General features: G+C 39.8%; 15 protein-coding genes. 2 read left to right on the top strand and 13 right to left on the bottom strand.

Going from position 1 to position 15198, the window contains the following annotated elements:
- Positions 1 to 5: 5 nt before the first annotated feature.
- Positions 6 to 1853 (bottom strand): translational GTPase TypA, encoded by a 1848-nt coding sequence (gene typA, locus B0183_RS06655; protein ID WP_021119078.1) that lies wholly within the window; start codon positions 1851 to 1853, stop codon positions 6 to 8.
- Positions 1854 to 2116: 263 nt separating this feature from the next.
- Between typA and luxS the strand changes: the two genes are divergently transcribed.
- A complete protein-coding gene (luxS, locus tag B0183_RS06650) occupies positions 2117 to 2626 on the top strand; it encodes an S-ribosylhomocysteine lyase (RefSeq protein WP_021119079.1) in 510 nt (169 codons plus the stop codon).
- A 115-nt stretch (positions 2627 to 2741) separates the two neighbouring features.
- The gene (locus tag B0183_RS06645) at positions 2742 to 4592 is read left to right on the top strand and encodes an ABC transporter ATP-binding protein (protein WP_021119080.1); all 1851 of its coding nucleotides are present in this window, start codon (positions 2742 to 2744) and stop codon (positions 4590 to 4592) included.
- A gap of 84 nt (positions 4593 to 4676) precedes the next feature.
- Here the strand turns inward: B0183_RS06645 and iscX are convergent, their stop codons facing one another.
- From iscX to B0183_RS06585, 12 genes are all read right to left on the bottom strand, one after another.
- A complete protein-coding gene (gene iscX / locus B0183_RS06640) occupies positions 4677 to 4871 on the bottom strand; it encodes a Fe-S cluster assembly protein IscX (protein WP_010785893.1) in 195 nt (64 codons plus the stop codon).
- The gene (gene fdx / locus B0183_RS06635) at positions 4871 to 5212 is read right to left on the bottom strand and encodes an ISC system 2Fe-2S type ferredoxin (RefSeq protein WP_010785894.1); all 342 of its coding nucleotides are present in this window, start codon (positions 5210 to 5212) and stop codon (positions 4871 to 4873) included. The genes iscX and fdx overlap by 1 nt, the downstream gene beginning before the upstream one ends.
- A 94-nt stretch (positions 5213 to 5306) precedes the next feature.
- Positions 5307 to 7163 carry a Fe-S protein assembly chaperone HscA gene (gene hscA / locus B0183_RS06630; RefSeq protein WP_078208546.1) on the bottom strand — a complete coding sequence of 619 codons (1857 nt, stop codon included), beginning with the start codon at positions 7161 to 7163 and terminating at the stop codon, positions 5307 to 5309.
- 174 nt (positions 7164 to 7337) lie between these two features.
- Entirely contained in the window at positions 7338 to 7973 is a 636-nt protein-coding gene (locus B0183_RS06625; protein WP_078208545.1) for a DUF2625 family protein, read from the bottom strand.
- Positions 7974 to 8078: 105 nt separating this feature from the next.
- Complete coding sequence (locus B0183_RS06620; RefSeq protein WP_005714644.1) at positions 8079 to 9098, bottom strand: virulence RhuM family protein; 1020 nt, start codon at positions 9096 to 9098, stop codon at positions 8079 to 8081.
- Between the two features lie 54 nt (positions 9099 to 9152).
- Positions 9153 to 9674 (bottom strand): Fe-S protein assembly co-chaperone HscB, encoded by a 522-nt coding sequence (gene hscB, locus B0183_RS06615; protein ID WP_010785897.1) that lies wholly within the window; start codon positions 9672 to 9674, stop codon positions 9153 to 9155.
- Between the two features lie 9 nt (positions 9675 to 9683).
- Positions 9684 to 10007 (bottom strand): iron-sulfur cluster assembly protein IscA, encoded by a 324-nt coding sequence (gene iscA, locus B0183_RS06610; RefSeq protein WP_010785898.1) that lies wholly within the window; start codon positions 10005 to 10007, stop codon positions 9684 to 9686.
- A 160-nt stretch (positions 10008 to 10167) separates the two neighbouring features.
- A complete protein-coding gene (gene iscU, locus B0183_RS06605) occupies positions 10168 to 10551 on the bottom strand; it encodes a Fe-S cluster assembly scaffold IscU (RefSeq protein WP_005714639.1) in 384 nt (127 codons plus the stop codon).
- Between the two features lie 164 nt (positions 10552 to 10715).
- A complete protein-coding gene (locus tag B0183_RS06600) occupies positions 10716 to 11936 on the bottom strand; it encodes an IscS subfamily cysteine desulfurase (protein ID WP_021113876.1) in 1221 nt (406 codons plus the stop codon).
- Positions 11937 to 11967: 31 nt separating this feature from the next.
- A complete protein-coding gene (locus B0183_RS06595; protein ID WP_075630551.1) occupies positions 11968 to 12414 on the bottom strand; it encodes an Rrf2 family transcriptional regulator in 447 nt (148 codons plus the stop codon).
- A 234-nt stretch (positions 12415 to 12648) separates the two neighbouring features.
- The gene (locus B0183_RS06590; RefSeq protein ID WP_078208544.1) at positions 12649 to 14736 is read right to left on the bottom strand and encodes a polysaccharide biosynthesis tyrosine autokinase; all 2088 of its coding nucleotides are present in this window, start codon (positions 14734 to 14736) and stop codon (positions 12649 to 12651) included.
- A gap of 18 nt (positions 14737 to 14754) precedes the next feature.
- Positions 14755 to 15198: a low molecular weight protein-tyrosine-phosphatase gene (locus B0183_RS06585; RefSeq protein WP_010785901.1), complete on the bottom strand. Its 444-nt coding sequence runs from the start codon at positions 15196 to 15198 to the stop codon at positions 14755 to 14757.

The following is a 15198-nucleotide window of genomic DNA, read 5'->3' as shown; positions in this document are numbered from 1 at the left end:
TCTCATTACTTCGTGCTGGTACTTGTCGTGGTACGACTTGCACGTTTACGTTCTACTTCAGTGAGTAATTTTTTACGAATACGCACTGATTTTGGTGCTACTTCCACTAACTCGTCATCATCAATAAATTCTAACGCTTGTTCCAAGCTGAATTTAACTGGCGTTGTTAAGGTTAAAGCATCATCTTTACCTGACGCACGCATATTGGTGAGTTTTTTCCCTTCAAGCGGGTTTACGGTTAGGTCATTTGAACGGCTGTGAATACCAATTACTTGCCCTTCATAAATTTCTGCACCGTGATCGATCATTAATTTACCACGATCTTGTAGTGCATAGAGCGAGTAAGCAAGGGCTTTACCTGTGCCGTTTGAAATCAATACGCCGTTAATACGCTGACCAATTTCACCTGCTTTTACATCGTCATAGTGGCTGAAACTTGAGTAAAGTAAGCCTGTACCTGATGTCATCGTCATAAACTCATTACGGAAACCGATTAAGCCACGGCTTGGAATAATGTATTCTAAACGAGTACGACCTTTACCATCTGGGATCATATCACGCACTTCACCTTTACGGATACCAAGCGCTTCCATCACCGCCCCTTGATGTTGTTCTTCAATATCAATGGTCACTTGCTCAAACGGCTCTTGTTTACGACCATCAATCTCTTTGAAAATTACTTTTGGACGAGATACCGCTAATTCATAACCTTCACGACGCATATTTTCGATTAATACAGACAAGTGCAATTCACCACGACCCGATACGCTGAAAACATCAGAGTCATCAGTTTCTTCTACGCGTAATGCGACGTTATGCACTAACTCTTTCTTCAAACGCTCTAAAATTTGGCGTGAAGTAACGAATTTACCTTCTTGACCGCAGAAGGGTGATGTGTTTACACAGAAGAACATTGTCACTGTCGGTTCATCAACAGATAAAGCTGGAAGTGCTTCAACATTGTTGATGTCACATAAGGTATCTGAAATGTTTAATTCGCCTAAACCTGTAATCGCAATGATGTCGCCGGCATAGGCTTCGGTGGCTTCATAGCGTTGTAAGCCTAAGTGACCTAACACTTGACCAACACGACCATTACGGGTTTTACCTTCTGCATCAATGACAGTCACAGGTTGGTTAGGTTTAACCGTACCACGTTTGATACGACCGATACCGATAACGCCTAGATATTTGCTGTAATCTAACTGTGAAATTTGCATTTGGAACGGTGCATCAAGTTCAACATCTGGCGGAGAAACTTGCCCTACAATCGCTTCAAAGAGCGGATCCATATTTGGTGCAAGATCTTCGTGATCCAAACCTGCAACACCATTTAATGCAGAAGCATAAATAATTGGGAAATCTAATTGTTCGTCTGTCGCACCAAGGTTCACGAATAAGTCGAATACTTGATCCACCACCCAGTCAGGGCGAGCACCTGGGCGGTCAACTTTATTGATAACCACGATAGGTTTTAAACCGTGAGCAAATGCTTTTTGGGTTACGAAACGGGTTTGTGGCATTGGACCGTCAAAGGCATCGACCACAAGTAATACCGAGTCCACCATTGAAAGTACACGCTCAACTTCACCACCGAAGTCTGCGTGTCCTGGGGTATCTACGATATTGATACGATAGCCGTTCCAGTTAATTGCGGTATTTTTCGCAAGAATGGTAATGCCACGCTCTTTCTCAAGGTCGTTGGAGTCCATTACACGTTCATCTACATCACCACGAGAAGTGTCTAATGTGCCTGAAAGTTTTAATAATTTATCAACCAGCGTGGTTTTGCCGTGGTCAACGTGAGCAATGATTGCGATATTACGCAGTTTTTGAGTATCTAATTGTTGCATTGAAATAACTTAATTGTAGGGTGGGGCTCGCCCACCGAGAATAAAAAATGATGAGCTAAAGCTCATCTGACGAAATCCAAAATTGTGATGAAGATCACAAAAGACGGGCGATTATACAGAATTTTCACCAAACTGACTAGAAAGCAAGCGGTTAGATTGGCGTAAAAATTTGCAAATTATTTCGAATAACTTACCGCTTGTATGAAAACTCAGGCTTAAATAGGCTATAATCCCTACATAATTTTATTTATTGGAGAACTGTTATGCCTTTACTAGATAGCTTTAAAGTTGACCACACCAAAATGAATGCCCCAGCAGTGCGTGTTGCAAAAACCATGACAACCCCGAAGGGCAATACGATTACTGTATTTGATTTACGTTTTGTCCGTCCAAACATTGAGATTTTATCGCCTCGTGGTATTCATACCATGGAACATTTATTTGCTGGTTTTATGCGTGATCATCTCAATAGCGATACCGTTGAAATTATTGATATTTCCCCGATGGGTTGCCGTACGGGATTTTATATGTCGTTAATTGGTTCACCTTCGGCTGAAGAAGTGGCAAAAGCGTGGGAAGCCTCTATGCGTGATGCGTTAGAAAAAGTGCCTGATGAGTCTAAAATTCCTGAATTAAACGAATATCAATGTGGCTCTTATAAAGAACACTCTTTAGCTGATGCACACGAAATTGCGCGTAATGTGTTAAAACAACCGATTGGTATTAACCGTAACGAAGATTTAGCATTAGATGAGAAATTGCTAAATCCATAGTTATTGCTACGGAACTAACAATAGTTTCTTTTCAAATGGTAGGGGGCACACTGAGTGTGTCCGCTACATTTTATTACCTTGCAATTTTTACCTACCATACTTATAAGGAAAGCCCGTGTTAAATAAATTATTTGATTGGTTTGAAAATCGCATTAATCCTTATCCAGAAGATATGCCGAATACGCCTCGAGCAAAGGTTATTCCTTTTATTTTTGAAAGCACCAAAGGAATGAGAAGCTATTTTGTGGCGTTAATCATTTTTGTTGCATTTATAGGCATTATTGAAGGGATTTTGTTTCAGTATATGGGCGAGTTGGTGGACTGGGTAAACACTTATTCTGCTCAACAATTGTGGCAAGAAAAAGGCACTTCTCTGATATTGATGCTGATTGTGGCATTGATGAGCGTGGTGTTCGTCTATCTCGGCTGTGCTGTTCGCTTTCAGTCGTTACAAGGGGTGTTTCCGATGCGGTTGCGTTGGAATTTCCACCGTTTGATGCTCGGACAAAGTATGAGCTTTTATCAGGACGAGTTTGCTGGGCGTGTATCTGCTAAGGTGATGCAAACAGCATTAGCCGTGCGTGATGTGTTGATGACCTGTGCGGATATGCTGGTCTATGCGATTGTGTATTTGACGACAACCAGTGTAATTTTGCTTCAGCTTGATGGCTGGCTATTTTTGCCTTTTATTATTTGGGTAGTCAGTTTGGCAACGATTATTTGGTTATATGTGCCAAAACTTGCTCAAGCAGCTCAAGAGCAATCCGATGCTCGCAGTTTAATGACAGGGCGAATTACCGACGCTTATTCAAACATTGCGACAGTGAAGCTGTTTTCTCACGGTAATCGAGAATCTCGCTATGCCAAAGAGTCGATGGAAGAGTTTATGGTAACAGTACATAAACAGATGCGTTTAGTGACAACGATTGAAACATTGACCTATTTTAGTAGTATCGCATTAATTACGATCACCGCAGGTATTGGGCTATGGCTTTGGACGTTAGGTGAAGTGACTGCAGGGGCAATCGCCACTTCTACTGCTTTGGCGTTACGCATTAAAGGTCTATCACAATGGATTATGTGGGAGTTTGCTAGCTTATTTGAAAACTTAGGGACAGTACAAGATGGAATGGAAACTTTATCCAAGCCAAGAACAATTGTAGATAAAGCAGAGGCAAAACCGCTTGAAGTGGCACAAGGTGAAATTCGATTTAATCAGGTTGATTTTGCCTATAATGCGAAAAAGCCTCTACTGAAAGGCTTTGATTTACATATCAAGGCGGGTGAAAAAGTGGGTTTAGTGGGGCGTAGTGGGGCAGGAAAATCTACTTTAACGAATTTGTTGTTACGTTTTTATGATGTGCAAAAAGGCTCCGTGGAAATTGATGGGCAAAACATTTGTGATGTAACACAAGAAAGCCTACGCTCGCAAATTGGTTTAGTGACCCAAGACACCTCATTATTACATCGTTCCGTTCGAGATAATTTGCTTTATGGTCGTCCAACGGCGACAGAAGCAGAAATGCTTAAAGCCGTTGAGCGAGCCTCTGCCTCTGATTTTATTCCGCTTCTCAGTGATGCTAAAGGCAGAACAGGCTATGATGCACACGTCGGCGAACGAGGCGTGAAACTCTCAGGCGGACAACGTCAACGTATTGCGATTGCTCGTGTGATGTTGAAAGACGCACCGATTTTATTATTAGATGAAGCAACCAGTGCCTTAGACTCTGAAGTGGAAGTCGCTATTCAAGAAAATTTGACCGAATTAATGGAAGGGAAAACTGTCGTTGCCATTGCACACCGTTTATCGACCATTATGGCAATGGATCGCTTGATTGTATTAGATAAAGGCGAAATTGTTGAGCAAGGTAGTCACGAGGAATTATTAGCTCTCAATGGTGTCTATGCAAAACTGTGGGCTCATCAAAGTGGTGGGTTCTTGCAGGAATTACAGGACGATATATAAGATAGAAGAACTATTTAAATCAAAGAGTTGGTAAGAATCAGGAATATAATTATTACCAACTTTTTGTTTTACAGCCCTATGGGGTTATTCATACTCTTCTAACCAAATCGTTAAAATCGCTTCCAAGATATGTTCATTTGACGCTTCTGGATCATCCTCAAAATCTTCCATCTCACAGATCCATTTATGCATATCAGTAAAACGCACGGTGGTTGGATCTAAATCTGGGTTCATATCATACAGATTTTCTGCGATCATTCTTACATCAGTCCATTTCATTAGTGTGCTGCCTCATTTGCGTGGTTTAAGTTATATTTTGGAATTTCAACAACGAGATCTTCTTCACCCACAATACATTGACAAGACAAGCGGCTGTCGATTTCTAAGCCCCACGCTTTGTCTAACATATCTTCTTCTTGATCTGATGTTTCATTTAAGCTGTCAAAACCTTCACGAATTACAACGTGACAAGTAGTGCAAGCACAAGAACAGTCACAAGCGTGATGAATTTCAACTCCTGCATTGTGAGCAACTTCTAATAAGTTTTCACCCGCTTGAGCTTCAACAACCATACCCTCTGGGCAAAATTCTTCGTGTGGAAGAAAAACAATTTTTGGCATAATGTCCTCTAATATCTTCTGTTTATTTGTAGGGACACACTGCGTGTGTCCGTTATTTATTTTGCGGACACACGCAGTGTGTCCCTACTGGATTTTATCCCATCACCTCATCAACCGCCTTACCTGCTAAGGCTTTTTGAATGGATAAATTCATTCGTCTAGCGGCAAATTCTTGGGTGGCAATATCAAGATCTTTAATACCTTGCTGGATAGCTTGGCGATCTGTTCCTTGTTTTGCGTAAATCAATTTCTGTAATTCCGCTTCAATCCCTTTAAATTCATCAACCGAAAGTAGCTCTGCACCATCTTCTTGCAACGCAATGACAACGCTATCAATCACACGATCTGCCTCCACACGCTGTTCCGCCAGCTGACGGGCTTCCATATCTTGCTTCGCATTCGTCATTGACGATTTAATCATTTCGGTGACTTCTTCGTCCGTTAAACCGTAAGACGGCTTAATTTGGATAGACGCTTGCACTTTGGTTGATTTTTCCATTGCGGTGACACTCAGTAACCCGTCCGCATCGACTTGATAAGTCACGCGAATGTGTGCCGCACCAGCGACCATCGGTGGAATACCACGCAAGGTAAAACGTCCAAGTGAACGGCAATCATCGACTAACTCACGTTCACCTTGTACAACGTGAACCGTCATCGCTGTCTGCCCATCTTTAAATGTGGTGAACTCTTGTGCTTTTGCCACAGGAATAGTGGTATTGCGAGGAATGATTTTTTCCACCAATCCGCCCATCGTTTCGATCCCTAGCGAAAGTGGTACAACATCTAGCAACAACATTTCTGCATCAGGCTTATTGCCGACTAAAATATCCGCTTGAATAGCTGCACCCAACGCCACCACTTTATCGGGGTCAATAGAGGTTAATGGCGTTTTGCCGAAAAATTCGCCTACTTGTTCACGCACAAAAGGTACTCTCGTTGAGCCACCAACCATCACAACTTCACGCACTTCTTGAGCTTCTACCCCAGCATCTTTCAAGGCTCGGCGACAAGTCATTAACGAGCGTTTTACAAGCGGTTGGATTAGCTCATTAAATTGCAAACGGCTGATTTCACCCTGCCAATTTGCAAATTTTGCAGTAAAACTGTCCGCTTGTGATAAGCCAATTTTCACTTGAGTGGCAAGAGTAAGTAGTTCACGTTGCTGACTTGCTGTATTTGGCTGAATACCTGCTTGTTCCGCAATCCAATTCGCTAACAGATGATCGAAATCATCGCCACCTAAAGCGGTATCGCCACCTGTTGCCAAAACTTCAAATACACCACGGCTCAGGCGTAAAATCGAAATATCAAAAGTACCGCCACCTAAGTCATATACAGCAATCACGCCTTCTTGACCGCTATCCAAGCCATAAGCAATAGCCGCAGCAGTTGGCTCATTTAATAAACGCAATACATTAAGCCCCGCCAAACGAGCGGCATCTTTGGTACTTTGACGTTGTGCATCATCAAAATAGGCAGGCACAGTAATCACCACGCCAGCCAATTCACCCGCCAAGCATTTTTCTGCAAATTGATTTAAGTGACTTAAAATATCGGCAGACACTTCAATCGGGCTTTTATTGCCTTGTGGCGTTTGAATTAACGGCAAGCCGTTATCCGTCGCAACAAATTGATAAGGCAGATTTGGATAACGCTGTTCAACATCTGCCAAAGAACGACCAATTAAACGCTTTACAGAAATCACTGTATGTTGCGGATCAGCTGCTGCTTGCTCAAAGGCTTCCACACCAACAACTTTATTCTCAGCCGCATAATGTACTACTGACGGCACTAACGCACGCTCTTTCTCATCAAGTAATACCTGAGCTTGTCCGCTACGCACCGTTGCTACTAAAGAATTTGTCGTCCCAAGGTCAATCCCCACCGCCAAGCGATGTTGGTGCGGCGCTGCCGTTTGCCCTGGTTCTGCAATTTGAAGTAATGCCATTTTATTATCTCTCTATAACTCATTCCCCTCCCCCGTTTACGGGGGAGGGCTAGGGAGAGGGGATTGTCCGTTAGGACAACTACAAGCGGTTTGATTTTGAAAAAATTTTGCAAACTTCGTTTGCCCCCCATCCGACTTCGGCACCTTCCCCCGTAAACGGGGGAAGGGATTATGTTAATTCACCGTATACCCCATATCATCAGGCGCAAATGTCGCTTGATAATGGCGTTCAATCGGTTGTTTTTGTTTTGTGTCTAAATTTATCACTTGATTGCCGTTTAAATCTGCAATCTCAGCTTGCCAATTTTCACTACGCAGGCTGTGGTAAAAACTAGCAATATCGGCAGTTAATGCCCAGCCGATAAATTGTGAATAATTTAAGCCAATACTTTCCCATTTCTGCTTTTTCGGGTGGAAATAATGAACTAAACCGACTTTTTCGCCTAATCCGCCCCCGTTCACCGCAAAATAACCACCAATGGCATCATCAGCAATCAGTAAATGAAACGGTCTTTCGCCCGATTGTTCAAAGGTTTTACCAAAATTCCACTCAAACAAACCGCGTGGCAGTTTCTCATTACCCGAACCTAAAATGCGTAACCAGCCGTGATCGACTAAAATACCGCCCGTTTCATAAATTACCGCACCCAGTGGCATACTTGTCGGTAACTGCATTCCCACCAATTCTGCCCCTGCATTTTCCACATCTCTCGGCAGGATTTCATAATGGTTATTCGCTTGCTTGAACCAATCTTGCATAATTGTCCAAGCGGATTTTTGTTTATCATTCAGCTCTTCGAGGGTTTTCATATTTATTTTTCTATGTAGGGACGCCACGCGTGGCGTCCCTACTTTCTTTTATGCGAATACCACACAATTAAAATTCAAACAACTTCTCTTCTACTCGCTCAATTTTTACTTTTTTAGTTTCAATGTCGCTTCTAAAAAATGATTAAAATCACTTCTGTAAATACGATCCTGCTTTATTCTAAATTTATCATATTCCTGTTCAGCTTTTAATTTTGCCATTTCGTGACTTATTTTTCCTTTATCTCGTAAAATCGGATAATTTGATAAAGTTAAGAAGCTATCTAAAAAAGTTTCCCATTCTGCCATTGATGTTAAAATTTGGCGAGTAGCTCTATTCTCTGCTAAATCTAAATAAGCTGAAACCAACTGTTCTAACTCTTTAATATGTTGCTCGCTTAAATAATTTTTAGCAATACTGACATCACTCTTTAAAATTTTTCCATCCGGTGCATTTTTCCAAGTTGTTAATCCCATATTTATAGCTTCTGCATCGGCTTGTGTATAAATCAACTCTGCAGCTGTTTTGCCTGTAATCGCCCAATGTAATTTATTTTGAACAGTGGAAAAAAAGCGTTTTGTATGGGCGGAAGATTTATCATAATCACTGGCTAGAGCATAAATATCGGTAATTTTCTCGTAAAATCGTCGCTCAGAAGCTCTAATTTCACGAATACGTTCAACAAGATTAGTAAAATAATCTAAACCAAACTGTTTACCTTGTTTCAAACGCTCATCATCAAGTACAAAACCTTTTAAAATAAATTCACGTAAAACTTGAGTTGCCCAAATTCGAAATTGTGTTGCTTCCCGACTGTTTACACGATATCCGACAGCAATAATTGCATCTAAATTATAAACATTCGTCAAACGAGTAACTTGGCGATGACCTTCTTGTTGAACTATTTCCATTTTGGAAATGGTTGAAAATTGAACAAGCTCCCCTGTACTATAGATATTATCTAAGTGTTTAGAAATAGCCGGAACATCAACACCAAACAACTCAGCCATACTTTTTTGAGAAAGCCAAAAAGTCTCATCTTGGTAAAAGACATTCACTTTTACTGATTCATCAGGTGTTGTATAGAATAATATATTCGCACTCGTTGGAATCTGTAAGTTAGACATGTTAATTCACTCGTCAAATAATCGGATATTTTAATTATGGCGAATCTGCCATAATTAAAACTCAAACAACTTCTCTTCTACTCGTTCAATTTCTACCAATAATTTTTTAATAAAACGAAGTTTGTCGTTAATGGCTAGTGCATCCGCCCATTGTTGTGCATTAAGAGCTTGCTCAAGTTGTTGTAAAATGGCTTTTTGCTGTTGTTCAATCTCTTGGGCGAAAGCGGTGAGATCCGCTTCGTTTTTTGTGGTTTCAATGCTTTCTAAGGTTTCACGCCATTCCATTTGTTGCATTAAAAACGCCATATCTCGGTTACTTTTTTGCTCAATATCTTGCTGTTCGCCCGTATGAATAGCGATGATCGCTTCAGCACGCAAAATCGGATCTTTGAGAATATGTAACGCATCATTAATTTCCGCCGATTTCTGCATTGCTAAACGCTGTTCTGTCGCAGAACTTGCCGCAAAATTATCGGGGTGAAGCGATTTTTGTAAGGCTAAATAACGCTCAGACAGTTGAGCATTATCTACTTGGAATTGCACAGGCAGATCAAAAAGCGTAAATGGATTTGACATCATAACCTCTTAGACGTTAAAACTTTCACCACAACCACATTCATTCTTCACATTTGGGTTGTTGTACTTAAATCCTTCGTTTAATCCTTCTTTGACAAAATCTAATTCCGTGCCACTGAGGTAAACAAGGCTTTTTTCATCTACAATAATTTTAACACCGTGTTGTTCAAAAACGTGATCATCTTCGTTTAATACATCAACAAATTCAAGGACATAAGCTAACCCTGAACAGCCCGATGTTTTGACACCCAGCCTTAAACCGATGCCTTTGCCACGGTTTTCAAGGAAGGTACGAACACGATCTGCCGCAGTTTCTGTTAGGGTGATACTCATTTTTTCTCCTAATGAATTGATTTACTAAAACGTTTGTAGGGTGGGTTTTAACCCACCATTAATGAAAGAGATGGTGGGTTAAAACCCACCCTACAACCGCTTTAAACGCAAGCGGTCAGATTTTGCAAATTTTTTGCAAAAACTAACCGCTTGTTAGAGATTACTTACCGTTTTTCTCTTTGTAATCTGCAATCGCTGCTTTAATTGCATCTTCTGCAAGAATTGAGCAGTGTACTTTTACTGGTGGCAATTCAAGCTCTTCTGCGATGTCGCTGTTTTTGATTGCTTGAGCTTCATCTAATGATTTGCCTTTTACCCATTCAGTAATTAATGAGCTTGATGCAATCGCTGAACCGCAACCGTAAGTTTTGAAACGAGCATCTTCAATGATACCTTGTTTGTTCACTTTAATTTGAAGTTGCATTACGTCACCACACGCTGGTGCGCCCACCATACCTGTACCGATATCTGATGCTTTTTTGTCGAATGAACCTACGTTACGTGGGTTTTCATAGTGATCAATAACTTTATCGCTGTATGCCATTTTTTAATTCCTCTGTTTTATTCTGCCCCCGTTTACGGGGGAAGTGGTTGAGCGAAGCGAAACCGAAGGGGGATTGAATATATAGAAAAATTTACTTGATTATTTGCCCCCATCACCTTGCTTCGCAAGGTACTTCCCCCATTACATGGGGGAAGAATTTCATTTTAATGATGCGACCACTCAATTGAGTTTAAGTCGATACCTTCTTTGAACATATCCCAAAGTGGTGAAAGTTCGCGTAATTTAGTTACTGCTTTTTTCACGATTTCGATAGTGTGATCGACCTCTTCTTCCGTTGTCCAACGACCGATTGAGAAACGGATTGAGCTGTGTGCTAATTCATCGTTTAAGCCTAATGCACGAAGTACATAAGATGGCTCTAAACTTGCAGATGTACACGCAGAACCCGAAGATACCGCAATGTCTTTTAACGACATCATCATTGACTCACCTTCAACGAAGTTAAAGCTGATGTTCAAGTTGCTATCTACACGTTTACCTGCTTCCATCGTACCGTTCACATACACTTCATCCATATCTTTGAAACCGTTAAATAAACGGTCACGAAGTGCTTTGATGCGTGGCATTTCAGTTACCATTTCTTCTTTTGCGATACGATATGCTTCACCCATACCCACGATTTGGTGAACAGGTAATGTACCTGAACGCATACCACGCTCGTGGCCACCACCGTGAATAATCGCTTCTAAACGTACACGAGGCTTACGGCAAACATATAAACCGCCGATACCTTTTGGCCCGTAAAGTTTATGACTTGAGAAAGACATTAAATCTACGTTTAATGCTTGAACGTCCACAGGGATTTTACCCACTGATTGTGTTGCATCCACGTGGAAAATGATTTTTTTCGCACGGCAGATTTTACCGATCTCTTCGATTGGTTGAATAACACCGATCTCATTGTTCACATGCATTACGGAAACTAAAATTGTGTCTGGACGAATTGCAGCTTCGAATTTTGCAATATCCACTAAACCTGTTGTTTCAGGCTCTAAATAAGTGACTTCAAAACCTTCACGCTCTAACTGACGGCACGTATCTAATACGGCTTTATGTTCAGTTTTAACAGTGATAATGTGTTTACCTTTGGTTTGGTAGAAATGTGCTGCACCTTTAATTGCCAGGTTGTCAGACTCGGTTGCACCTGAAGTAAATACGATTTCACGAGCATCTGCACCGATTAAATCAGCGATTTGATTACGAGCTACATCAACCGCTTCTTCTGCTTCCCAACCAAATTTGTGAGAACGAGATGCAGGGTTACCAAACACGCCGTCCTTTGTCATATATTCCATCATTTTTTTTGCAACACGCTCATCAACGGGCGTAGTTGCTGCGTAGTCCAAATAAATTGGTAATTTCATTGTTACTCCTAACTAAGAGATTTTTATAAGATTAATGGTGATGATCGTGGCAGTGAGAAGTCTCACAATCGTGATCGCTATTTTCTTCAACTAATTCGACTAAAGTTATCGTATGTAAATACTGTTCGATTTGATTTTCTAAACGCTCCCACAGCGAATGGGTTAAACAACGACTGTTATTACTGCAATTTCCATTGCCTTTACATTTAGATACATCAACACTCTCATTTACAGCGGCAATAATCATTCCCACATTGATTTCTTCAACAGATTTTCCTAATTGGTAGCCACCGCCAGGACCTCTCACGCTATGCACAAGACCTTCTCGGCGAAGTTGTGCAAAAAGTTGCTCTAAATAAGAAAGTGAAATGGCTTGGCGATCTGAAATATCTGCCAAACTCACTGGCATATCTTTGCCATGCAACGCAATATCTAAAATTGCAGTTACAGCATAACGTCCTCGTGAAGTTAATTTCATACTCAAACTTTTTAAAAATGCTCGATTGTTAGGAAAGAATTCTATATACCCTACTAATTTAGTCAATATTTTTACACAAATTAAATCAAAAGGTTTTTTTAATCAATTTGCTAATCTTATTCACATAAACATTATTTTAAAGTTTAGATAAAACACTAAGCGGCGAAATTCTAAACTATTTTTATAACCATAGTTAAAATCCCACCGCTTACGTCAAGATTACAAAGTTAGCAACTATTTGTAATCATATTGATAATAATCATAACGATTAGAAGCCTTACGTTTTATACCATTCAAAATAAAACCTTTAATAAAGACCCCTGCACGTTCAAAACGTTCTTTAGCTAATCCAACTTCTTTAAGTGTAGTTTCACCAAAACGCCCAACAAGTAAAGATGTTCCCGCATACCTACCAATAATAGCTGCATCTGTAACAGCCAAAATAGGCGCTGTATCCACTATCACTAAATCATATTCTTTTGCTGCCCATTCTAATAGTGCCTGAAAACGAGCATTAGATAGTAATTCAGATGGATTTGGTGGAGTTTCTCCTTTAACAATAATATCAAAATTATCATAATGTTGAATCACTTGTTCAAAAGGAATTTGCTGTGCAATCACATCACTCAATCCAACCTCTTTTGCTAAACCTAATAATCGACGCAAATAACTCCTTCTTAAATCTGCATCAATTAACAACACTTTATGCCCAGCTTTAGCAAGAACATTAGCCAAATTGGTTGAAATAAAACTTTTTCCCACAGACGGAGAAGCTCCAGAAATCATTAATATATTATTTTTAGCTTCTAACATTGCAAAATGCAAACTTGTACGCAAACTACGCAAAGCCTCAACTGCTGGATCTGTAGGCGTTGACTCCGACAATAATGTAAAACGCTGAACCTTATGCTTAGAAAAAATAGGCTGTTCATTTGAATATGGAATCGTAGCATACGTTGGCAAGCCTAACACATCTAATTCAGATGTTCCCTCAATACCTCTATGTAGTAGCGTTTTCGCTATCGCAGTAATTGAGGCAAAGATAAGTCCTAACATAAATGCCAAGGCAACCACAATCATTTTTCTAGGTGAAACGGCATTAGGAAAAACTTGCGCCTCGTCTAAAATACGAACATTTCCTACCGTACTAGCCTTAACAATTTCTAACTCTTGCATTTTATTCAACAATTGAATATAAATTTGCTGGTTTACCTCCAAATCTCGAGTTAACCGAATAACCTCTTTTTGAGTATTAGGTAAACGTTCTACTTGTTTATTTAAACGAATTTTTTCCTCATTTAATACTTTACGCTTATCAATCAAAGCAACATAAGCAGGGTGATTTCGAGTGAATTTCTGAGAAATTTCACTCTCCTTTAATGCTAACTCATTTAAATCTGCTTCTAACTGAACTATAGTATCTAATGCTGATTTGGCTTCTAGACTGAGATCTACTGATTCATTTTTTAAGCGGAATTCATTCAAATTATTCTCAGACTCTGCCAAACGAGCTTTAAGTTCTGGTAATTGTTTAGACAAAAACTCTAAACTCTTAGACGCTTCTGCAGAATCACGAACAATATTTTGCAGCAAATAATTTTCAGATACACTCTTTACTATCTTCTTAATTTGAGCTTTATTCTCTCCATTAATAGAAATTTCAATAATGCCTGTCTGCTTACCACTCTCTGTTACCGAAATTTGTTTTTGTAAAGAGTTAATTGCTAACAACACATCATTCTTTTTAATTTTAAATAATTGTCCTGGCTTAGCCTCTAATTCAGAAATCGCAAACGAAAAATCTTCCGTTTGATACTTTTTCCCAATGCTCCCTTCAAGAACTTTTTCATCTGCGAAAAATAATGAGAACTCTCCAGCATTCTCCCCAACCTCCAAAATCATCTCTTTCATCTGAGGATTCTTAGGCTCAAATAAAGAGAGCGACAATTGTGGTTCATATCCCATCAAACGATGAAGACCTTTACTAAGAAAAGGGATCGAGAATTGAGGTTCAACTACCGTAGTTAAATTAAGTTGCTCAACAGTATTAGATAAAACCATTCTTGATTTTAAAATTGCAATTTCAGTACTTGAAGATGATTCACCCTCTAAAACTCCTGGGAAATCGTTTAAAAGCCCCCTTGAAGATTTACTTTCTACTTGAATTGAAGCATTCGCAGTGTAAACAGGCGGAGCTAGTAAAACATGAGCAACACCAAATAACGTCACCAACAATGTAAAAAGAGCTATCCACCACTTATAATCTAATAAAGCCCCCAACAACTTTACTAAATCAATTTCATCATGATTATTTTCATTCATCTTTTAACTGCCTTAAAATTAGAGTTTCAATTTCCATCTCAATGCTGCATCCTCAATCAATGCATAAACCTCTCGGAACATATCTTCACTTTGACGATAAGGATCTGGAATATCTTTATTGCTATCCAACCAATGACCAAATAACATGACTTTTCCAGAACTTTCTGGTGAAATTTGTCGAACCAAGTCAATATGACCTTTTTCCATGACAAGAATCAAGTCTACATTCTTACATAGTTCAGACGTTAATTGCTGTGAACGATGTTCAGAAAGATCCACTCCACGAGAAATAGCAACTTGTTGCATTGTTGGATCTACACCTTTTCCAACTAAATGGCTACGCTCAGCTGAAATACCTGCTGAAAAAATACGCTTTTCAGGAAAATATTGTTTTAATAATTTTTCTCCGACGGGGGAGCGGCATATATTACCGATACAAACAACTAAAATACTTCCAAACAT

This window comes from Glaesserella parasuis, from assembly GCF_002015085.1.
Classification (GTDB): domain Bacteria; phylum Pseudomonadota; class Gammaproteobacteria; order Enterobacterales; family Pasteurellaceae; genus Glaesserella; species Glaesserella parasuis.
The sequence above is the reverse complement of the archived record's forward strand: the minus strand, read 5'-3'. Positions and strand labels throughout refer to the sequence as shown.